The organism is Streptomyces sp. LARHCF249 (genome assembly GCF_052871255.1).
Genome location: NZ_JBIXJQ010000002.1, coordinates 300146 through 320738, shown reverse-complemented (window position 1 = coordinate 320738; position 20593 = coordinate 300146). Strand labels below are relative to the sequence as shown.

The 20593-nt window shown below is 71.8% G+C and carries 16 protein-coding genes; 7 read left to right on the top strand and 9 right to left on the bottom strand.

The annotated features are described in order from the left end of the window. The first annotated feature begins 20 nt into the window (after positions 1-20). On the top strand, positions 21-2579 hold the full coding sequence (gene pepN, locus ACIPUC_RS06270; RefSeq protein ID WP_446587040.1) for an aminopeptidase N: 2559 nt from the start codon (positions 21-23) through the stop codon (positions 2577-2579). A 171-nt stretch (positions 2580-2750) separates the two neighbouring features. Next, positions 2751-3713 (top strand): hypothetical protein, encoded by a 963-nt coding sequence (locus tag ACIPUC_RS06265; RefSeq protein WP_446587039.1) that lies wholly within the window; start codon positions 2751-2753, stop codon positions 3711-3713. Here the strand turns inward: ACIPUC_RS06265 and ACIPUC_RS06260 are convergent. After that, positions 3689-4579 (bottom strand): pyridoxamine 5'-phosphate oxidase family protein, encoded by an 891-nt coding sequence (locus tag ACIPUC_RS06260; protein ID WP_446587038.1) that lies wholly within the window; start codon positions 4577-4579, stop codon positions 3689-3691. The two genes, ACIPUC_RS06265 and ACIPUC_RS06260, sit on opposite strands and share 25 nt — an antisense overlap. Next, positions 4579-5037, bottom strand: a complete 459-nt coding sequence (locus ACIPUC_RS06255) for a VOC family protein (RefSeq protein ID WP_446587037.1) — start codon at positions 5035-5037, stop codon at positions 4579-4581. The genes ACIPUC_RS06260 and ACIPUC_RS06255 overlap by 1 nt, the downstream gene beginning before the upstream one ends. A 125-nt stretch (positions 5038-5162) precedes the next feature. On the opposite strand from ACIPUC_RS06255, the gene ACIPUC_RS06250 reads away from it, so the two are divergent. From ACIPUC_RS06250 to ACIPUC_RS06240, 3 genes are all read left to right on the top strand, one after another. Next, on the top strand, positions 5163-5723 hold the full coding sequence (locus tag ACIPUC_RS06250; RefSeq protein WP_446587036.1) for a CGNR zinc finger domain-containing protein: 561 nt from the start codon (positions 5163-5165) through the stop codon (positions 5721-5723). Positions 5724-5996: 273 nt separating this feature from the next. Further along, positions 5997-9320, top strand: coding sequence for a S8 family serine peptidase (locus ACIPUC_RS06245; RefSeq protein WP_446587035.1), 3324 nt, complete (start codon positions 5997-5999; stop codon positions 9318-9320). A 210-nt stretch (positions 9321-9530) separates the two neighbouring features. After that, positions 9531-10562, top strand: a complete 1032-nt coding sequence (locus ACIPUC_RS06240; RefSeq protein ID WP_446587034.1) for an aspartate-semialdehyde dehydrogenase — start codon at positions 9531-9533, stop codon at positions 10560-10562. Between the two features lie 58 nt (positions 10563-10620). On the opposite strand, the gene ACIPUC_RS06235 is transcribed toward ACIPUC_RS06240, so the two are convergent. Continuing rightward, complete coding sequence (locus tag ACIPUC_RS06235) at positions 10621-10968, bottom strand: type II toxin-antitoxin system PemK/MazF family toxin (RefSeq protein WP_446587033.1); 348 nt, start codon at positions 10966-10968, stop codon at positions 10621-10623. Beyond that, the gene (locus ACIPUC_RS06230) at positions 10955-11185 is read right to left on the bottom strand and encodes a ribbon-helix-helix domain-containing protein (protein WP_446587032.1); all 231 of its coding nucleotides are present in this window, start codon (positions 11183-11185) and stop codon (positions 10955-10957) included. Before ACIPUC_RS06230 ends, ACIPUC_RS06235 begins: the two co-directional genes overlap by 14 nt. Positions 11186-11334: 149 nt before the next feature. Between ACIPUC_RS06230 and pepN (ACIPUC_RS06225) the strand changes: the two genes are divergently transcribed. Further along, positions 11335-13908 (top strand): aminopeptidase N, encoded by a 2574-nt coding sequence (pepN, locus tag ACIPUC_RS06225; protein ID WP_446587031.1) that lies wholly within the window; start codon positions 11335-11337, stop codon positions 13906-13908. A gap of 75 nt (positions 13909-13983) precedes the next feature. On the opposite strand, the gene ACIPUC_RS06220 is transcribed toward pepN (ACIPUC_RS06225), so the two are convergent. Genes ACIPUC_RS06220 through ACIPUC_RS06200 form a run of 5 tightly spaced genes read right to left on the bottom strand, consistent with a single transcriptional unit; the run spans position 13984 to position 19867 of the window. Beyond that, a complete protein-coding gene (locus tag ACIPUC_RS06220) occupies positions 13984-15714 on the bottom strand; it encodes an FG-GAP-like repeat-containing protein (RefSeq protein WP_446587030.1) in 1731 nt (576 codons plus the stop codon). A 39-nt stretch (positions 15715-15753) separates the two neighbouring features. Then, complete coding sequence (locus ACIPUC_RS06215) at positions 15754-16650, bottom strand: LysR family transcriptional regulator (protein WP_446587029.1); 897 nt, start codon at positions 16648-16650, stop codon at positions 15754-15756. A gap of 10 nt (positions 16651-16660) precedes the next feature. After that, on the bottom strand, positions 16661-17578 hold the full coding sequence (locus ACIPUC_RS06210; RefSeq protein WP_446587028.1) for a DMT family transporter: 918 nt from the start codon (positions 17576-17578) through the stop codon (positions 16661-16663). Between the two features lie 51 nt (positions 17579-17629). Further along, a complete protein-coding gene (locus tag ACIPUC_RS06205; protein ID WP_446587027.1) occupies positions 17630-18562 on the bottom strand; it encodes an EamA family transporter in 933 nt (310 codons plus the stop codon). Positions 18563-18592: 30 nt separating this feature from the next. Beyond that, positions 18593-19867 carry an MFS transporter gene (locus ACIPUC_RS06200; protein ID WP_446587026.1) on the bottom strand — a complete coding sequence of 425 codons (1275 nt, stop codon included), beginning with the start codon at positions 19865-19867 and terminating at the stop codon, positions 18593-18595. A 107-nt stretch (positions 19868-19974) separates the two neighbouring features. Between ACIPUC_RS06200 and ACIPUC_RS06195 the strand changes: the two genes are divergently transcribed. Next, on the top strand, positions 19975-20496 hold the full coding sequence (locus ACIPUC_RS06195; protein WP_446587025.1) for a MarR family winged helix-turn-helix transcriptional regulator: 522 nt from the start codon (positions 19975-19977) through the stop codon (positions 20494-20496). The last annotated feature ends 97 nt before the right edge of the window (positions 20497-20593 follow it).

The window sequence follows — 20593 nt, the reverse complement described above, 5'->3', positions numbered from 1 at the left end:
CCACGCACGAAGGAGTGCACGTGCCCGGAGAGAATCTGTCCCGCGACGAGGCCCGCGAGAGGGCCGAACTGCTGTCCGTCGACGGGTACGAGGTGGTCCTCGACGTGAGGTCCGCGGTGGACGAGGCCGAACCGGCCGAGGGCCCCCGGACCTTCCGCTCGGTGACGACGATCCGCTTCCGGGCCGCGGCTTCCGGTACCGCCACCTTCGCGGACCTGATCGCCCCTTCCGTGAACTCCGTGACCCTCAACGGGCGCGCGCTGGACGTGGCCGCCGCCTTCGACGGGGCGCGGATCGCCCTGGACGGGCTGGAGACCGAGAACGTCCTGGTGGTGGACGCGAACTGCGCCTACAGCCGCACCGGCGAGGGCCTGCACCGCTTCGTGGACCCGGAGGACGGCGAGGTCTACCTCTACACCCAGTACGAGCCGGCGGACGCCCGGCGGGTGTACGCCAACTTCGAGCAGCCGGACCTGAAGGCGCCCTACCGCTTCGAGGTCTCCGCGCCCGAGGGCTGGCAGGTGTGGAGCAACGGCGCGGAGGAGTCCCGCGAGGCAGGGGTCTGGCGGTTCGCCGAGACCGCGCCGATCTCCACGTACATCACCTGTGTGGTGGCGGGCCCGTACCACTACGTGACGGACTCCTACACCCGCGGGGACCTGACGATCCCGCTCGGCGCGATGTGCCGCAAGGGGCTCGCGAAGCACTTCGACGCCGACGACGTCTTCCTCGTCACCAAGCAGGGCTTCGACCTCTTCCACGAGATCTTCGACTACCCGTACCCCTTCGGGAAGTACGACCAGGCCTTCGTGCCGGAGTACAACCTGGGCGCCATGGAGAACCCGGGGATGGTGACCTTCCGCGAGGAGTACATCTTCCGCGGCAAGGTCACGCAGGCCTCGTACGAGCGCCGCGCGAACGTGATCCTGCACGAGATGGCGCACATGTGGTTCGGCGACCTGGTCACCATGAAGTGGTGGGACGACCTGTGGCTGAAGGAGTCCTTCGCGGACTTCATGGGCTCCTTCGGGCTGGTCGAGGCCACCCGCTTCGACCAGGCGTGGGTCACCTTCGCCAACAGCCGCAAGGCGTGGGCCTACCGCGCCGACCAGCTGCCGTCCACGCACCCGATCACGGCCGACATCCGCGACCTGGAGGACGCGAAGCTGAACTTCGACGGGATCACCTACGCCAAGGGCGCGGCGGTGCTCAAGCAGCTGGTCGCCTACGTGGGGCGGGACGCGTTCCTGGACGGCGCGCGGCGCTACTTCAAGGCCCACGCCTACGGGAACACCACGCTGGACGACCTGCTGTCGGTGCTCGCGGAGGTCTCCGGGCGGGACATGGCCGAGTGGTCGCGGGCCTGGCTGCAGACGGCGGGGGTCAACGTGCTCACGCCGGTGGTGACCTGTGACGCGGGCGGGCGGGTGACCGAACTGGCGGTGGTGCAGGACGGCGACGAGCTGCGGCCGCACCGGGTCGCGGTCGGCCTGTACCGGCTGGAGTCCGACGGCACCCTGGTCCGCTACGCGCGGGCCGGGACCGACGTGTCGGGCGCGCGGACCGTGGTCACGGAGCTGGCGGGCCGGGAGCGGCCCGACCTGGTGCTGGTCAACGACGAGGACCTCACCTACTGCAAGATCCGCTTCGACGAGGGCTCGCTGGCGACGCTGCGGGCACACCTGGGCGACCTGGCGGACCCGCTCGCGCGGGCGCTGAGCTGGTCGGCGCTGTGGAACCTGACGCGGGACGGGCTGATGCCCGCGCGGGACTTCATCTCGCTGGTGCTGGCGCACGCGGGGCGGGAGACGGACGTCGGCGTGCTGCAGATGCTGCACGCGCAGGCGCTGACCGCGATCACCCACTACACGGCGCCGGGCCGGCGCGAGCAGGGCGGCCGGGAGCTGGCGGCGGGCGCGCTGCACGAACTGCGGCTGGCGGAGCCGGGGTCGGAGCACCAGCTGACCTGGGCCCGCTTCTTCGCGGCGAGCGCGGCGACCGAGGGCGACTTCCAGCTGCTGCTGGGGCTGCTGGACGGGTCCGCGCGGATCGACGGGCTGGAGGTGGACCAGGAGCTGCGCTGGGACTTCCTGCTGCCGCTGGCCGCGCACGGGGCGGTGGACGAGGGCGTGCTCAGCGCCGAGCTGACGCGGGACGACACGGCGTCGGGCAAGCGGCACCAGGTGCGGTGCCTGGCGGCGCGGCCGTCGGCGGCGGTGAAGGACCAGGCGTGGGCGGCGGTGGTCGAGTCCGACGCGCTGTCGAACGCGCTGGTGGAGGCGACGATCGCCGGCATGCAGCAGTCCTCGCAGCGGGGCCTGCTGGCGGCCTATGCGGAGCCGTACTTCGAGGTGATCGAGCGGGTGTGGGCGGACCGGTCGATCCAGATCGGCATGGACGTGGTGAAGGGGCTGTACCCGTCGCTCCAGGACCCCGAGTCCACCGTCTCGGCGACGGACGCCTGGCTCGCCGCCCACCCGTCGGCTCCGCCGGCCCTGCGGCGGCTGGTCCTGGAGTCCCGTGACGACCTGGCCCGAGCCCTCGCCGCGCAGCGCTGCGACGAGGCGGCGGACAACTGACCTGCGGCTCCGCTGTCGGGGGCTCCGCCCCCGGCGGCGGAGCCGTGGGTCCCCCGACCGGCGGAGCCATCGGCAGTCGAACGTCCGTACTTTAGCCCCGGCTTGTCCCGATTTGCCGACGGGCATGTAACAGGGGTTAGCAAGGCCATGGCCTGAGGGAATCACCGCGTCATGAACCACAACGCGCCCCTCCCCCTCACCCACCTCACCGGCAGCCGCCCCCGCGTGCTGACCCTGGCCCAGCTGCGCGAGCACGGCGTCACCGCCTCCGACGCCGCCGAGCGGCCCTGGCAGCAGATCCTGCCCGGGGTGTTCCTGCTCCACTCCGGCCCCGCGACCAGCGAGGAGCGGCTGCACGCCGCGCTGCTGTACGCGGGCCGGCGCGGCAGCGGCGAGGCGATGATCACCGGGCTGGCGGCGCTCGCCCTGTACCGGTTCACCTCCGCGCCCGCACTGCTCGCCCTCTCCCACATCGACGTACTCGTACCCGGCACCCGGCGGCTGCGCTCCACCGGTGGCGTGCGGATCGTGCGCTCGCACACCCCGCCCCGCCCCCAGGAGGTGACCGGGCTGCCGGTGGCACCGGTCGCGCGGGCCGTCGCCGACGCGGTCGGCCAGCTCGACGACGCCGGGACCGTACGCCGCCTGCTCAGCGAAGCCGTCCGCAGCGGGCACTGCGAACCGGCCGCCGTCGTACGGGAGCTGACGGTGGCGCGGCTGCTGAACCGCCCGCACGTGATCGACGCCGTCGAATCGCTGCTCGCCGAGGGCCGCGCCATCGCCGAGGACCGGCTCTACCACCTCGTACGGGGCTACGACCTGCCCGAGCCCGTCTGGAACGTGGACCTGCGGCTGCCCGGCGGCCCGCACCTCGGCGGAGTCGACGCGTTCTGGCCCGAGCACTCCGTCGCCGTGGAGATCGACACCCGCGCCCCGCGCCAGGGCGAGGACGAGCAGTGGTCCGAGTGCGTCCGCAAGCGGGAGACCCTGGAGCGGCTCGGGGTGACCGTCATCCACATCACCCCGCGCAAGCTCCGCGACTGGCCCGAGCAGCAGGCCGCGGTCGTCCGGACCGCCCTGACGGCGTCCGGCGACCGCGAACCCGCCTCCTACCTGGTGGTGCTGCCCAGGTGAGGCGAGTACTCCGGGGCGCTCCACCGCAGCCGCCCCGGATGCACGCTCTCCACCACCGACTCCACGTGGAAGCGGACGCGCCGCTCCCCGTCGGCCCCGTACTCGGTCTCCGCCCGGCCGCTGAGCTGGAGCAGCGCCCCGCTCTCCCAGTCCGGGAAGAGCAGCCCGGCCCGCGGATCGGCCGCCAGGTTCCCCAGGGTGAGGAACATGGCGTTGCCCGCGTAGTCCGGCCAGGCCAGCTCTGTCGGCGAGGACACCTCCACGAAGCCCGGCAGCCCGCCCCGGTGGCTGGCGTCGGCCCCGTCCGCCTCCGCCGTGGTGGCGACGAAGAAGGTGTCGGCGGCGCGGACGGCCCGCACCTGGCCGGGGGTGAGCGCGTCCCCGCGCCGCACGACACCGGCTCCCTCGGCGGCCAGGTCCAGCGGGTGCCGCTGCTGCAGGTACTTCGGGCAGTTGGAGAACACCTGCTCGGCGCGCACGGCGAACCCGCGCCCGGTCACCTCGAGGGTCCCGTTCAGCCTCATCCGGCGCCGGGTGCGCGGGTCGAGCGCGATGGTGCCGACCCGGGTCCCGGCGGTGGCCAGCGCCTCCTCGAGCGGGTCCCCCGCCGGTAGGCCCCCGGCGACCGCGATCCGGTCCGGCCCGGTGGCCCGTACGAAACCGGGCGCCCCGGTGAGCAGCGAGGCCCACATCCGGCCCGTGCCGTCGGCGGCGCCGACGACCAGGTGGGGCTGGAGGCCGAGGAACGCCGCGGCGACGTCCCGGATGCCTGCGCCGATCGAGCGGCCGACGTGCTCGGCCAGGTCCCGTACGCCGACCCGTTCCTGCACGGCCAGCGGGCCCGCGTGGTACGCGCCGCTGCTCATTAGAAGAATCCGCAGGTCGGGGCCCCTGCGACAGGGGCGGACGAGTCTTCGGCTCCGGCCGGTACGGAGATCTCCAGGCGGATGCCGTCGGGGTCGTGGAAGAAGATGCCGCCGGAGGCCGCCCCCTCGCCGTGGGCGACGACGCCCTCGTACGCGAACTCCACGCCCAGCGAGCGCAGCCGCTCCTCGTACTCCCGCACCTCCTCGATGGCGCCGGCCGAGAGCGCCAGGTGGTGCAGTCCGGGCGAGGCCGGGGCGAAGGCGCCGTCGGCCTGCTGCCACAGGGTGAGGACCAGCTCGCCGTCCTGGCCGAGGAAGGCGAAGCGGCGCCCCTCCTCCTTGCCCTCGCCCATCGCCTGGAAGCCGAGGGCGTCGCGGTAGAAGGCGAGCGACCGGTCCAGATCGGTGACGTTCAGGCCCACGTGGCCGGTGCGGAGCTTGCTGATGACGCGCGTCATGGCAGTGCCTTCCCCAGAGGATTTTCTCTAACCTTCTAAATCAAAGTTAAGGGTTAGAGAGAGTCGAGTCAACCGGTCACGTACCCTTGAGTGGTTAGCGGTGGGGCGGCGGAAGGTTCGAAGACATGACGGCGGCGGACCCACGACCCCTGACCGGGGAGCCGGTCGCCCTCGACCTGCTGAACACCCGCTGGGTCGGCGACGGCGGACCGCTCGACCTCTTCGCGGGCGCCGCCGGGCTGTCCCGGGTCGAAGGGCTCGCGGTGTGGCTGGAGAGCACCGGCCTGGCCGGCCGCTTCCGCGCGGACGCGCCGACCCTCGTCCACCTGCTGACCGCCCGCGAGGCCCTGGCCCGGGCGGTGGCCGATCCGGCCGACGCGAGCGCGCGGGCCCTGGTCGACGCGGTACTGGAGCACGGCCGGATCCGGCCCACCCTGACCGCCGAAGGCATCGGCGAGCGGACCGAGTTCGACGACCGGACCTGGGGTCCGGCCTGGACGGCCGCCCGGAACTACCTGGAACTGCTGGAGTCCGCGCCCGACCGGATCCGCACGTGCGCCTCCGAGACCTGCGTCCTGCACTTCCACGACACCTCGCGCAACGGCACCCGGCGCTGGTGCTCGATGGCCGCCTGCGGAAACCGGGCGAAGGCCTCTCGTCATTACGCGCGCACGCGCGAGCGCTGAGCGCGCGGAATCTGTCACACCCGCACCGGGACGCGACCGCGTTCCGGTGCTGACGCATGGCCACCAAGTCGACAAGTCCACTCTACAGCCCCTGCAGTTCGCACCACTGTGCCCCGGTACGGCCGAACTGGCGCATGTCCCGCGCTGGCGAGTCTCCGCCATGACAGGTCTCGGTCAATGACAACCGTTCCCAAACAGCTGTCACTTACGACAGGCTGACCGGTCATCCGGCACCGAAATGCGGACCGTTTCTTTCACTTACCAGGGATGCTGATGACCCTCGAATCCCCCAGCTCCATACCCGGGGCCAGACGCGTCGCGCGCGTCGCGGCCGCGGCAGGCCTGGTGGCCGCCCTCGCGGCCACCGGCTCCGCGCCCGTCTTCGCCGCGACCGGAGCCGACGACCCGGGAACCAAGCCGGCCGTCAAGTCGGCTGACCAGAAGCTCGGTTCGGCCGACGCCGAGCTCCTCCAGGAGGCCAAGGCCAAGGGTGACGCGACCGTCACCGTCATGGTCGCGACCGCCGCCGGCCAGACCAAGCAGGTCGCCGACCAGCTGAGCGCCGTCCAGGGCGCCTCGGTGGGCCGGACGTACGACAAGCTCGGCTACGTGCGCGCCACCCTGCCCACCGGCAAGGCGGAGGCCGCGCTGAAGGCGGCCGTCAAGCTGTCCTCGGTGCACGGCATCGACCTGCGCCACGAGATCCAGCGCCCGGACCCGCGCCCCGACGCCGACCGGGAGACCGGCACGGTCAAGCGGACCGCCGGCGAGACCTACGCGGCGCCGGACAAGAACACCCCCGCGAAGAACCCGTACAACCCGTCCTTCGAGACCGGTGCGGTGGACTTCGTCGAGAACAACCCGCAGGCCGACGGCCGCGGCGTGACCATCGGCATCATGGACTCGGGTGTCGACCTCGGCCACCCGGCCCTGCAGAAGACCACCACCGGCGAGCGCAAGATCGTCGACTGGGTGACGGCGACCGACCCGATCACGGACAGCGACGCCACCTGGCGCGCCCAGATCACCCCGGTCACCGCCGCGGGCGGCAGCTTCACCGCGGGCGGCCAGAGCTGGAAGGCCCCGGAGGGCAGCTTCCAGTGGAGCCGCTTCAGCGAGTCGATCACCGCCAACGGTGACATGAAGGGCGACGTCAACCGGGACGGGGACACCACCGACCGGTTCGGCCTGCTCTACGACGTCGCCGCCGGCACGGTCCGCGTGGACACCGACCAGGACGGCGACTTCACGAACAACGAGCCGATGAAGCCGTACAAGGACGGCTACCAGATCGGCTACTTCGGCACGGACAACCCGGCGACCGAGGTCGCCGAGCGCATCCCGTTCGTGATCGAGATCCGCAAGGACGTCCCGATGGACCCGCTGGGCGGTGACTGGGTCGGCAAGAAGGCCGACTTCGTCAACGTCGGCATCATCGAGTCCGAGCACGGCACGCACGTCGCCGGCATCACCGCCGCCAACAGCCTCTTCGGCGGCAAGATGAACGGCGCGGCGCCCGGCGCCAAGCTCGTCTCCTCGCGCGCCTGCTCCTGGTCCGGGGGCTGCACCAACGTCGCGCTGACCGAGGGCATGATCGACCTCGTCGTCAACCGCGGCGTGGACATCGTCAACATGTCCATCGGCGGTCTCCCGGCGCTGAACGACGGCAACAACGCCCGTTCGGAGCTCTACAAGAACCTCATCGACACCTACGGCGTCCAGCTGGTCATCTCGGCCGGCAACTCGGGCCCGGGCGTCAACACCATCGGCGACCCCTCCCTCGCGGACAAGGTCATCTCCGTGGGCGCCGCGGTCTCCAAGGAGACCTGGGCCGCCAACTACGGCTCCGGCGTGGCCACGAAGTACAACATGTTCCCGTTCTCCTCGCGCGGTCCGCGTGAGGACGGCGGCTTCACGCCGACCATCACCGCCCCCGGCGCGTCGATCAACACCATCCAGACCTGGCTGCCCGGTCAGCCCGTGAAGGAGGCCGGCTACGGCCTGCCGGCCGGTTACGGCATGCTCCAGGGCACCTCGATGTCCTCGCCGCAGGCGGCGGGCACCAGCGCCCTGCTGATCTCGGCGGCGAAGCAGCAGAACATCAAGCTGACGCCGGCCGCCCTGCGCATCGCGCTCACCAGCACCGCGAAGAAGATCGACGACGTCCCGGCGCACGCCCAGGGCGCGGGTCTGATCGACGTCGCCGGCGCGTGGGAGTCCATCCAGCGCGACGCGAAGGCCAACGAGTTCACCGTCAAGGCGCCGGTGGACACCGCGATCGACCAGTTCCTGAAGACCCCGGGCTTCGGCGCCGGCCTGTACGACCGCGAGGGCGGCCTCAAGGTCGGCCAGAAGAAGGTCTACAACGTCGTCGTCACCCGCACCACGGGCGTCAAGTACGGCACCCGGCACGACCTGAGCTGGCGCAACAACGACGGCACCTTCAAGGTCCTCGGCGGCTACGACTACGTCACCCTGCCGCTGAACAAGCCCGTCACGATCAAGGTCGAGGCCAACGCCAAGACGGCCGGCGTCCACAGCGGCATCCTGCAGCTGGACGACGAGACCACCGAGGGCATCGACAAGCAGATCCTGACGACCGTCGTCGCCGCGGCCCCGCTGGCGTCGCCGTCCTTCACGCTGTCGGAGGCCTCCTCCGTGCAGCGCAACAGCCACAAGTCGTACTTCGTGACGGTCCCGCAGGGCGCGAAGAGCCTCGAGGTCGCCCTCGGCGGTCTCGCGGCCGGCAGCCAGACGCGCTTCATCGCGATCCACCCCTACGGTGTGCCCGTCGACCCGACCTCCACGGTCAACTGCTACCCGAACTACGACAACCCGGCCAACACCTGCCGCCCCGACGTGCGCTCGTTCCCCGAGCCGCAGCCGGGTGTCTGGGAGATCGAGGTCGAGTCGCGCCGTACGTCGCCGCTGCTCGACAACCCGTTCAAGCTGGACGTCTCCGTGCTCGGCGCGGTCTTCGACCCCGCGGTCAAGGTCCTGCCCGAGGTGAAGCAGGGCACCCCGGCGCCGGTCCAGTGGAGCGTCAAGAACGACGCCGCGGCCATCACCGGCGGCAAGCTCCTGGGCGGTCCGCTCGGTTCCGCGAAGGTCGCCAAGCCGACCATCGCGAACGGTGAGACCCACACGACCGAGGTCACCGTCGCCGAGGGCACCTCGCGCCTCGACGTCGCCATCGGCAAGGTGTCCGACACCGCCGCCGACCTCGACCTCGAGGTCTACAAGGACGGCATCAAGGTCGGCTCCGCCGCCGACGGCGACTCCGAAGAGGCCGTGAGCCTGGTGAACCCGGCCGCGGGCACCTACACCGTCAAGGTGATCGGCTACGCGGTCCCGTCCGGCTCCACCACGTACGACTACCGCGACGTGTTCTTCTCGGCCGCCCTGGGCTCCGTCCAGGTCGACGAGGCCGCCGCGGTGAACCTCGCCAACGGCGCCACCGCGCAGATCTCGGCGAACGTCCTGGTCAGCGCCGCGGCCCCCGAGGGCCGGCAGTTCTTCGGCCAGGTCCAGCTGCTGAACGCCCGCGGCACCGCCGCCGGCACCGGCAGCGTGCAGATCGAGAAGGTCCTGCCGTAACGGTGTGACCGCGTGACGGAGGGGCCGGTGCTCGCGCAGAGCACCGGCCCCTTCGCGCTGCCCGGCCTCCGCCACCGCTCCGACCAGGCAAAACGGGATTCATTGCGAGGACACCGTCCGTTCCTCGGACAATGGATTGGACAAGGCTCGTGGTGTCGAACGCATGATGGCTTCACGCGCGCCCGCGTCGTACGTACTGAAGGAGTCACCGTGAGGGTCGGAATCGTCGGAGCCACCGGACAGGTCGGCGGAGTCATGCGCGGCATCCTCGCCGAGCGGAAGTTCCCGGTGGACGAGCTGCGGCTGTTCGCCTCGGCCCGTTCCGCGGGCTCGACCCTCGAGTGGGAAGGCCGGGAGATCACCATCGAGGACGCCTCCACGGCCGACTACTCCGGCCTGGACATCGTGCTCTTCTCCGCGGGCGGCGCCACCTCCAAGGCCCTCGCCGAGAAGGTCGCCTCGCAGGGCGCCGTCGTGATCGACAACTCCTCCGCCTGGCGCAAGGACCCCGAGGTCCCGCTGGTCGTCTCCGAGGTCAACCCCCACGCGATCAAGAACCGCCCCAAGGGCATCATCGCGAACCCGAACTGCACCACCATGGCCGCGATGCCGGTGCTGCGCCCGCTGCACGACGAGGCCGGCCTGTCCGCGCTGATCGCCACCACCTACCAGGCCGTGTCCGGCTCGGGCCTGGCCGGCGTGGCCGAGCTCGACGGCCAGGTCCAGGCCGTGGCCGCGCGGGCCACGGAGCTGGCCCACGACGGCGAGGCCATCGCGTTCCCGGAGCCGGCGGTCTACCGGCGGCCGATCGCCTTCAACGTGCTGCCGCTCGCGGGCTCGATCGTGGACGACGGTTCGCACGAGACGGACGAGGAGCAGAAGCTCCGCAACGAGTCCCGCAAGATCCTGGAGATCCCGGAGCTCAAGGTCTCCGGCACCTGCGTGCGCGTGCCGGTCTTCTCCGGCCACTCCCTCCAGATCAACGCCCGCTTCGACCGCCCGATCAGCGTCGAGCGCGCGTACGAGCTGCTGAAGGACGCCCCGGGCGTCGAGCTGTCGGAGATCCCGACCCCCCTGCAGGCCGCGGGCCGCGACGCCTCGTACGTGGGCCGCATCCGCGCCGACGAGACCGTCGACAACGGCCTCGCGCTGTTCCTGTCGAGCGACAACCTGCGCAAGGGCGCGGCCCTGAACGCGGTCCAGATCGCCGAGCTCGTGGCCGAGGAGCTGCGCCAGGGCTGAGTCCGCCCGCGCACACGCCTGAGGGGCGGCACCGTCACGGTGCCGCCCCTCGGGGCGTCTAGAGCGCCAGGTGGCGCCGCAGCGCCGCGTCGATCTCGGCCATCCGCTGGCGGGGAACCACGCCGACTCGGTGGAGGAAGCGTTCGGACGCCATGGCACGCACCTGTTCGCACTGCACCTTGGAGTCCTTGGCGAGGCCACACTCCGCAGCCGACAGGAACACCTGGAACGGGTAGACCCGGGAAGTGTTCGATGTGAGCGGGACGACCGTGATCACGCCTCGGCCCATCCGCTTGACCGCCACGTTGGCACCGTCGTTCGACACGATGACCGATGGGCGCGCCTTGTTCGCTTCGCTCCCCCGAACCGGTTCGTAGTCGACCAGGTAGATGTCACCGCGCTTCATCGGCCAGCCCGTCCCCGGAGAACTTGTCCCAGAACGCAGCGTCGTCGCTCGCGTCCCACTCTGCAAAAGCAGCCTCGTAATCGGCTTCCAGTTGAGATGCGCGCAGCATCTCGATCGCAGCCTGTATCACGGCCGACCGGGAGTCCGCCGCTGTCGCAGCAGCGTACTTATCGACGAACTCGACATCCTCCTGAGGCAAGCTCACACTAATCTTCATACCTGGATGCTACCGAAGTAGGATTCAACGCGCTACCTAAGTGTGAATCCTACGACTCGGGGGTGTTCGCCTCTGGATTACTCCGGCACGGTGGCCCGCCCCCCATGGAAGGATGGCGGGGCAACGTCACCATCAAAGGAGATGACCGCGTGCCAGGCACGAATCTCACCCGTGAAGAGGCCCAGGAGCGGGCAAAGCTGCTCGCCGTCGACTCGTACGAGATCGAACTCGATCTCAGCGGCGCGCAGGAGGGCGGCACCTACCCCTCCGTGACCACCGTGCGCTTCCAGTCGGCCGAGGCCGGGGCCGAGACCTTCATCGACCTGGTCGCCCCGGCCGTGCACGAGGTCGTTCTCAACGGCAAGGCGCTGGACGTCGCCGCCGTCTTCCGGGACTCGCGGATCGCCCTGAAGCACCTGGCAGCCGGGGCCAACGAGCTCCGGGTCGTCGCGGACTGCGCGTACACCAACACCGGTGAGGGCCTGCACCGCTTCGTCGACCCGGTCGACCAGCAGGCGTACCTGTACACCCAGTTCGAGGTGCCGGACGCGCGGCGGGTGTTCGCCAGCTTCGAGCAGCCCGACCTGAAGGCCACGTTCCAGTTCACCGTGACGGCCCCCGAGGGCTGGACGGTCATCTCGAACTCCCCGACGCCCGAGCCCAAGGACCGGGTGTGGGTCTTCGAGCCGACCCCGCGCATCTCCTCGTACATCACCGCGCTGATCGTCGGCCCGTACCACGCGGTGCACAGCTCCTACGAGGGACCGGACGGGCAGTCCGTGCCGCTCGGCATCTACTGCCGGCCCTCGCTCGCCGAGTTCCTCGACGCGGACGCGATCTTCGACGTGACCCGGCAGGGCTTCGACTGGTTCCAGGAGAAGTTCGCCTACGACTACCCCTTCGCCAAGTACGACCAGCTCTTCGTACCGGAGTTCAACGCGGGCGCCATGGAGAACGCGGGCGCGGTCACCATCCGCGACCAGTACGTCTTCCGCTCGAAGGTGACGGACGCGGCGTACGAGACCCGCGCCGAGACCATCCTGCACGAGCTCGCGCACATGTGGTTCGGCGACCTGGTCACCATGGAGTGGTGGAACGACCTGTGGCTGAACGAGTCGTTCGCCACCTACACCTCGATCGCCTGCCAGGCCTACGCGGAGGGCTCGAAGTGGCCGCACGCGTGGACCACGTTCGCCAACTCCATGAAGACCTGGGCGTACCGGCAGGACCAGCTGCCGTCCACGCACCCGATCATGGCGGACATCCGCGACCTGGACGACGTCATGGTCAACTTCGACGGGATCACGTACGCCAAGGGCGCCTCGGTGCTCAAGCAGCTCGTCGCCTACGTCGGCACGGACGCCTTCTTCAAGGGCGTGCAGGCGTACTTCAAGGCGCACGCCTTCGGGAACACGCGCCTGTCCGACCTGCTGGGCGCCCTGGAGGAGACCTCGGGCCGCGACCTGACCGCCTGGTCGAAGGCGTGGCTGGAGACCGCGGGCATCAACATCCTGCGTCCGGAGATCGAGACGGACGAGAACGGCGCGATCACCGCCTTCGCGATCCGCCAGGAGGCCCCGGCCCTGCCGGCGGGCGCCAAGGGCGAGCCCGTCCTGCGCCCGCACCGCATCGCGGTCGGCCTGTACGAGCTCCAGGGCGGCAGCCTCGTGCGCACCGACCGGATCGAGCTGGACATCGACGGCGGGCTGACGGCGGTGCCGGAGCTGGTGGGCCGCCCCCGCCCGGCCGTCGTGCTGCTGAACGACGACGACCTGTCGTACGCGAAGGTCCGTCTGGACGAGGTCTCGCTGGCCCACGTCACGGCGCACCTGGGCGACTTCACGGAGTCCCTGCCGCGCGCGCTGTGCTGGGCCTCGGCCTGGGACATGACGCGGGACGGCGAGCTGGCCACCCGCGACTACCTCGCGCTGGTGCTCTCCGGCATCGGCAAGGAGTCCGACATCGGCGTCGTCCAGACGCTGCAGCGTCAGGTGAAACTGGCCGTCGACCTGTACGCCGACCCGGCGTGGCGCGAGGAGGGCCTGGCGATCTGGACCGGGGCGGCGCTGGAGCACCTGCGTGCGGCGAAGCCGGGCAGCGACCACCAGCTGGCGTGGGCGCGCGCGTTCGCGGCGACGGCCCGTACCGAGGACCAGCTGACGTACCTGTCGGCGCTGCTGGCCGGCTCGGCCGTGGTCGAGGGCCTGGCCGTCGACACGGAGCTGCGGTGGGCGTTCCTGGAGCGCCTGGCAGCCACGGGTGTCGCCGACGAGGCGGCCATCGCGGCGGAGCTGGAGCGGGACGCCACGGCGGCCGGCGAGCGCCACGCGGCGACCGCGCGGGCCGCGCGTCCGACGGCGCAGGCCAAGGCCGACGCATGGGCCTCGGTGGTGGAGGCCGACGACCTGCCGAACGCGGTGCAGGAGGCGGTGATCGGGGGCTTCGTCCAGACCGACCAGCGCGAGCTGCTGGCCCCGTACACCGAGAAGTACTTCGCGGCGGTCAAGGAGGTCTGGGACACGCGCAGCCACGAGATCGCCCAGCAGATCGCGGTGGGGCTGTACCCGTCCCTCCAGGTCTCGCGCGAGACGCTGGCCGCGACGGACGCGTGGCTGGCCTCGGCCGAACCGAACGCGGCCCTGCGCCGCCTGGTCTCGGAGTCCCGCGCGGGCGTCGAGCGCGCGCTGAAGGCCCAGGCGGCGGACGCGGCCGCCGGTTCCTGACCGGTCTGCACGGCACGAGGGCGCCCCCGGAGCACGTGCTCCGGGGGCGCCCTCGTCGTGTCAGGGGTCAGGGCGTCAGCGGATGGACTGGATCCAGCGCCAGCCGTTCTCCCCGATGCGGACGGGCTGTGCGAAGCCGGTGCCCGTGCCGCCGAGGAACATGAGGTCGCCGGTGGACGGGTCCACCGGGGCCGTGGTGAGCAGCAGGTCGGCGCTGCCGTTGCCGTCGAGGTCGCCGACCGTGCCGGCCAGCGGGTACGAGGCCGCGGGCGCGGCGGCGATCACGCTCGGCGCGGGCAGCGCCGTGGCGCCGGCGGAGAGGAACTGCCGCAGCTGCCCGTCCGGACCGCGCGCCCACAGGTCGGCTCGGCCGTCCTTGTTCACGTCGCCGGGGGCGAGGATCTCGTAGTCCTTCCACTCCGGTCCGCCCAGCACCACGGCGTCGCGCGGCAGGGCCGGCACGGTGCCGACCGTGCCCCGGTGCAGGTACAGGCCGTTGGCGCTGCGTCCGACCATGTCGGGCTGGCCGTCCCCGTCGACGTCTCCGACCGCGAGCAGGGTGGCATGGCTCCAGCCCGCGGGGCGCTCGCGCATGGGGATGCGCTCGCCGAGGCGGCCCTGGCCGAGGTTGGGATGGATCCACAGCTCGTCGCCGACGCGGGCGACGACGTCCTCGCGGCCGTCGCCGGTCCAGTCACCCCGGTGGCTGACGTCGGCGCCGGCGAAGCCGCTCGCGCCGATCACCTTGTGGGTGCCGAAGCTCCCGCCGGCGAGCCCCGGGTACAGGCGCAGCGACCCGTCGGCCTGGACGGCGAGCAGGTCGGGGCGGCCGTCACCCGTCAGGTCGCCGTCGACCCGGGCGCGCTCCTGGACGCGGGCGGCGGAGCGGACCAGCTTGTGGTCCTGCATCTTGGTGTAGCCGGTCTCCACGACCTCGCTGCGCACCTCGGTGAAGTCCTGGCGGCTGAAGAAGGTGTAGTCGACCTTCCCGCCGTACGCCGAGGTCACGGGGTCCCAGAGGGTGCGTTCGCCGGAGCGGCATTCGGTGGCGCCGACCGTCTTGCAGGCCGCGCTGAAGTGCTGCTGGTCGGTGCTGTCGGCCTCGATGAACGACAGGGTGCCGGGCAGGCCCGCGTACACGTCGTCCATGTGCGCGTAGTACGGCCGGGCGTTGAAGTCGCCGCCCAGGATGACGGGCAGTCCGCCCGACCACTCCTCGACCTTCGCCAGCAGCGCCGGAGTGTCGTTCTTGGCGTCCTTGTCCTGGCGCAGGTGGGTGCCGCAGGCCAGGACGGTCCTGCCGTCGACCGGGGTCCGGGCGCAGACCACCGACCGCTTCTCGCCCTCCAGGCCCTGCGGGCTCACCACGGCCGACATGCCGGTGACCTCGCTCTGCGGCGCCTTGACCAGGAGCACCTGGCCGAAGCTGGTGTCCTCGCCCCACTTGGCGCAGCCGGAGGCGGTCTGGGTGCTGGCCCAGACGCCGGCGTAGCCGGGGAGCACGGCGCGCAGCCGGTCGTACTGGCCCTTGCAGACCTCCTGGAGCATCACCACGTCGCTGTCCCAGCCGGTGATGTGGCCTTGGAGGCCGTCGGCCCAGGCGGCCGGCTCCATGGTGCTCTGGCAGTCGGAGAACGCGCCGCACACGTTGTACGAGAGGGTGCGCACGGGCGGCGCCCCCGGATCGGTGTCGGCAGCCACCCCCTGGCCCGCCACCACCGCGAAGAGACCCGCCACCAGGGCCAGTCCGGCGGCCAGTCGGCCACCGCGCCGCCCCGGGCGTCTCGCTGTCTCAGTACCTCTCACAGACCCCACCCTCGTAGATCGCAAAGGGGTCAGCATAGATCAGCCCGCCGACACCGCCCGAAGGGCCGCCAGCACGTGGGACACCGCCGGGGCCGACTCGGCGCCCCGGCGGACGGCCGCGATCACGTGCCGGGTCGGCCGGTCGTGGGTGAGGACCCGAACCGCCACCCCCGAGGCCCGGCTCGACACCATGCGGGGTACGAGCGCCACCCCCATCCCCGCCTCCACCATGGCCAGGATCGCGGTCCAGCCCGACGCCGAATGCGCCTGCTCCGGCACGAAGCCCGCCGCCTCGCACGCGCCCACGGCGATCTCCGACCAGGGCCCGCTGCCCCCGTAGATCCACGGATCCCCGGACAGGTCCGCGAGCCTCAGGTCCGGGGCGGCCACCAGCGGATGGTCCGGCGGGAGGGCCACGTCCAGCGGATCCTCCATCAGCGTCACCCGGGTGAACCGGCGATCGCGCGCGGTCGGCGCGTGCGCCGCCAACGACAGCGCCAGGTCCACGCCCCCGGCCGACAGCAGCTCGTACGACTCCGCCGCCTCCGTCTCGCGGACCCGGACCTCCACCCCCGGCCGGGACCGCCGCAGCGCCGCCACCGCCGGGACCACGAGCGCCGGCACGGCGGTGGAGAAGGCCCCGATCCGCACCTCCCCCGCGTCGCCGGCCAGATACCCGGCCAGCTCCGCGTCGGCCCGCTCCAGCTCCGCGAACACCGCCTCCGCGTGCCGCAGTACGAGGTGCGCCGCGTCGGTGAGCCGGACCCGGCGGCCCTGCGCCTCCAGCAGCGTCACCCCCAGCTGCCGGGCGAGGTTCGTCAGCTGCTGCGAAACGGCCGAGGGCGTCATGTGCAGCGCCTCGGCCGTGGCGGTGACGGTCCCCTGTTCGGCGAGGGTCCGCAGGATCCGCAGCTTCTTGATGTCCCACTCGGTCATGGGACCGAACCTACCGCCGGGCACCCAGGCCCACGCCGCCGAGGATCAGTGCCATGCAGAGCAGCTGCGCCGGTCCGGTGGCCTCGCCGATGAGCAGGAAGCCGAGGATCGCCACGCAGACCGGCTGAAGGTAGTAGACGACTCCGGCGCGGGCCGTTCCGATGATGGAGACGGCCTTGTTCCAGGCGAAGAAGGCGACGGCCGAGGAGAACACCCCGACGTACAGCAGGGGTCCGGCCGTGCCGGCGGTGACCTCGAAGCCGCCCTGGACGGAGAGGGAGACCGCGTAGGCGGGGGCCAGCATGATCGCGCCGAGGACGAAGGTGGCGATCAGGAAGGCCAGGCCGCCCAGTTCGGCGGGCTTGCGCTTGAGCAGGGCGCTGTAGGTGGCGAAGGAGAGGGCCGCGGCGAACATCCACAGGTCGCCGGCGCCGAAGTCGAAGCCGAGCGAGCCGTCGCCGACGAGCAGCAGCACTCCGAAGGCGGCCAGCAGCAGTCCGAAAATCCGCCGGGCGCCGAGCCGTTCGCCGCCGAGCCGTGCGTAGAGCGCCATGACGACGGGCGAAGCGGCCATGATCATGCCCATGTTGGAGGCGGAGGTGGTCAGTCCGGCCTGGTGCACGAGGGTGTTGTAGAGGGCGACGCCGAACAGTGTGGCGACGGCGACGAAGCCGAGGTGCTTGCGGAGCCGGGCCCGCTGCTGCCAGGCCTGCCGGGCGGCGAAGGGGGCGACCGCCAGCGTGGCGATGATCCAGCGCCAGAAGACGGCCTGGACGGGCGGGACGCTGTCGGCCATGCCCCGGGTGGCGACGAAGCTGCCGGACCAGACGACCGTCGCGAGCAGGGCGAGGAGTACGCCGAGCCCGGCGGCCCCCTTCTTGGCCGTGCCGGCGGGCTTGCCGTGCGAAACGGTGCGGACGCGGTCCATGACGGCCACGGTGTGTCTCCCCCTCGGACTCGGATCTGTAGGTCGTGGGGACTACCGTCGCATCCGTCCACTCCTCAGGTCCATCGAAATGTTCCGATCGATCTGTTCAGTAGAACTGAATGGTTGTGCGGTTCGGGCGACCGCGAGCTGGCCCGCGACGGTGGCTCCGAAGGCGATCGCCATGCCCACCAGCTGGACGGAGGTCAGCGCCTGCCCGAGCGCGGCCCAGCCGATGACGGCGGCGGTGAGCGGCGAGAGCGGGCCGAGCAGGGTGACGGAGGTGGCGGAGAGCCGGCCGATCCCGCGGAACCAGAGCCAGTACGCGATACCGGTGTTGATCAGCATCATGTAGCCGTAGCCGAGGAGGGCCCTGCCGTCGAGCGCGGGCGGCGCCCCCTCGACGAGCGCGGCGACGGGGATGATGACCAGCCCGCCCGCGGTGAGCTGCCAGCCGGTCACGGCGAGCGGGCCGACTCCCTCGGGGCGGCCCCAGCGCTTGGTCATGACGGTGCCCGCGGCCATGGAGGCGGAGGAGACCACCCCGGCGACGACGCCGACGAGGTCGAGCTGCGCCTGGGCGGTGAGGACGACCATGCTCACGCCGAACGCGCCCACGACGGCGGCGAGGACGGTGCGCAGGCTCGCCCGCTCCCCGAGGACCAGGGCCGCGAGCCCTGCGACGAACAGCGGTCCCGCGGAGCCCAGTACGGCCGCGACGCCGCCCGGCAGCCGGTACGCGGAGAGGAACAGCAGCGGGAAGAAGGCGCCGATGTTGAGGGTGCCGAGGACGGCGGACTTCCACCACCACTCGCCCTTGGGCAGCGTACGGGCGAGGGCGGTCAGCAGCAGCCCCGCGGGCAGGGCGCGCATCACCCCGGTGAACAGGGGCCGGTCGGGCGGCAGCAGTTCGGTGGCGACGGCGTAGGTCGAGCCCCAGGAGACGGGCGCGAGGGCGGTCAGGGCGACGGTGGCGAAGCGCTTCATGGCAGGTGGCTCCACGGGAGGGGGAGGGGCTCAGGCGGCGGTGGCGGCGAGCGGGTTCGGCGCCGCGGCCGGCGGCTCGGCGTGCACGGCCGCCGCGGGCAGGTGCCGCTCCAGCCGGAGCAGGGCGAGGGCGGCGCCCAGCGCGGCGACGGTCAGCACGGCCCAGGGCAGCCGCCCGTCGACGGAGAGCAGGGCGGTGAACAGGGCGGGGGCCAGCGCCGTGGCCAGCGAGTACGAGAGCTGGTAGGTGGCCAGGTAGCGGCCGCGGACGGCTTCGGGCGCGGCCGAGACCGACAGGGCGCCCCCGGACGGGCTGTGCACCAGTTCGCCGAGGGTGTAGACGACGACGATGGCCAGCAGCGCGACGAGCGTGACGGTCTGCCCGGGGCGCAGGGTCCCGAGCACGATCTGCCCGGCGAAGGCGGCGGCGAAGAGCAGCGCGCCGAGGGCCGCGGAGCGGGTGCGGCGCGCGCCGGAGCGGCGGACCCGGCTCGCGATCAGGACGCCGACGCCCGCGCAGAGGGCGGTGTTGACGGTGAAGGCGGCTCCGGTGAGGGAGTCGGGGGCCGCCAGCCAGGTGGAGAGGTAGAGGGGGAAGAGGACGGAGAGGGCGGAGTAGCCGAGCGCGGTGAGGAAGTTGGCGGCGGTGAGTCCGAGGAAGGGCCGGTCGCGCAGGACGGTCCGGTAGCCGGCGGGTGCCCGCCGGGCCGGCTCCGCGACGAGCGGCCGGACGGCGGCGCGGACCGGGCGCACCCGGCTGACGAGCAGTCCGGCGAAGGCGAAGGCCAGCGCGTTGCCCCAGGCGGTGTAGGTGAATCCGCCGGTCCCCCACAGCCCGAGCACCCCGGAGACGAGGAGGGCGCCCGCGCCCATCCCGGCGTTCTGCAGGGCCCGGGTGGAGGCCTGGAGCCGGTCGCGGGCGGAGCCTTGGGCGACCTCGCCGATCAGGGACTGCTGGACGACGCCGAAGGACCGGTCGGCGAGGGCGGTGACGAGGGCGACCGCGGCGAAGGCGGGCAGGGAGCCGGCGAAGGGGTAGAGGGCGAAGCCGGCCGCCCGTATCCCGTAGAGCACCAGGTTGACCTTCTTGGCGCCGAACCGGTCGACGGCCGTGCCCGCGAGCGGCATGAAGACCAGTCCGGCCACCCCGGTGACGGTCAGGACCAGGCCGACCAGGGGGAAGGAGAGACCGGTGACGTGGTGGAAGAAGACGAGCGAGAACGGCACGTACATGCCGATCCCGACCGCGCTGATCCCGATGCCGAGGAGCAGGGACCGCTCCCCCTCCACCCGTACGTCCTTCATGAGCCCCCCGCCGCGAAAGTTGCTTGCTTGGAAGTAGCTTAGCGCTAAGCTACTTTCCGTCAAGCAACTTTCTTGCGAACGACCGAGCGGAACCGGATACTCCAGCCATGACGGAAGGAAAGAAGGCCGAAGTGGTGGAAAAGGTCGGCAAGGACGCCGTCGACGCCATCACCGACCAGTGGTACGCGGTGCGCCCCGAGCTGGACACGGTCCCGATGGCGGTCTTCGGGCGCATCTACCGGATCACCAAGGCCATGGGCGACGCGATGGAGCAGGCCTACTCCCGCTTCGGCATCTCACGCGGGGAGTTCGACGTCGTAGCCACACTGCGCCGCTCGGGAGCCCCGTACACCCTCTCGCCGCGGCAGCTGTCGGCCACGCTCATGCTCACCACGGGCGGCATGACGGGCCGGCTGGACAAGCTGGAGAAGGCCGGGCTGCTGTGCCGCAAGCCCGACCCGCACGACCGGCGCGGCCTCCAGGTCACGATCACCGAGCGGGGGCTCGCACTCATCGACGAGGCCGTCACCGCCGGCCTGGAGGTGCAGCGCGCCGCGCTGCGGGGACTGAGCGACGAGGAGACCGCGCTCCTCACCGGCCTGCTCCGCAAGCTCCTGGCCGCGGTCTGAGGACACGGCAAGGCGCCGAGGGTCGCCACACGGGAGAGTCACGGACGTCATCGACGTCACCGACATCATCGGCCGTGCGGACCCCCGGCGCCCGGGA

Coding starts and splice junctions, on each gene's coding strand:
- ACIPUC_RS06265 (WP_446587039.1), top strand. CDS start 2,751: ATGAACCACAACGCGCCCCTCCCCCTCACCCACCTCACCGGCAGCCGC.
- ACIPUC_RS06260 (WP_446587038.1), bottom strand. CDS start 4,579: ATGAGCAGCGGCGCGTACCACGCGGGCCCGCTGGCCGTGCAGGAACGG.
- ACIPUC_RS06255 (WP_446587037.1), bottom strand. CDS start 5,037: ATGACGCGCGTCATCAGCAAGCTCCGCACCGGCCACGTGGGCCTGAAC.
- ACIPUC_RS06250 (WP_446587036.1), top strand. CDS start 5,163: ATGACGGCGGCGGACCCACGACCCCTGACCGGGGAGCCGGTCGCCCTC.
- ACIPUC_RS06245 (WP_446587035.1), top strand. CDS start 5,997: ATGACCCTCGAATCCCCCAGCTCCATACCCGGGGCCAGACGCGTCGCG.
- ACIPUC_RS06235 (WP_446587033.1), bottom strand. CDS start 10,968: ATGAAGCGCGGTGACATCTACCTGGTCGACTACGAACCGGTTCGGGGG.
- ACIPUC_RS06230 (WP_446587032.1), bottom strand. CDS start 11,185: ATGAAGATTAGTGTGAGCTTGCCTCAGGAGGATGTCGAGTTCGTCGAT.
- ACIPUC_RS06215 (WP_446587029.1), bottom strand. CDS start 16,650: ATGACCGAGTGGGACATCAAGAAGCTGCGGATCCTGCGGACCCTCGCC.
- ACIPUC_RS06210 (WP_446587028.1), bottom strand. CDS start 17,578: ATGGACCGCGTCCGCACCGTTTCGCACGGCAAGCCCGCCGGCACGGCC.
- ACIPUC_RS06205 (WP_446587027.1), bottom strand. CDS start 18,562: ATGAAGCGCTTCGCCACCGTCGCCCTGACCGCCCTCGCGCCCGTCTCC.
- ACIPUC_RS06200 (WP_446587026.1), bottom strand. CDS start 19,867: ATGAAGGACGTACGGGTGGAGGGGGAGCGGTCCCTGCTCCTCGGCATC.
- ACIPUC_RS06195 (WP_446587025.1), top strand. CDS start 19,975: ATGACGGAAGGAAAGAAGGCCGAAGTGGTGGAAAAGGTCGGCAAGGAC.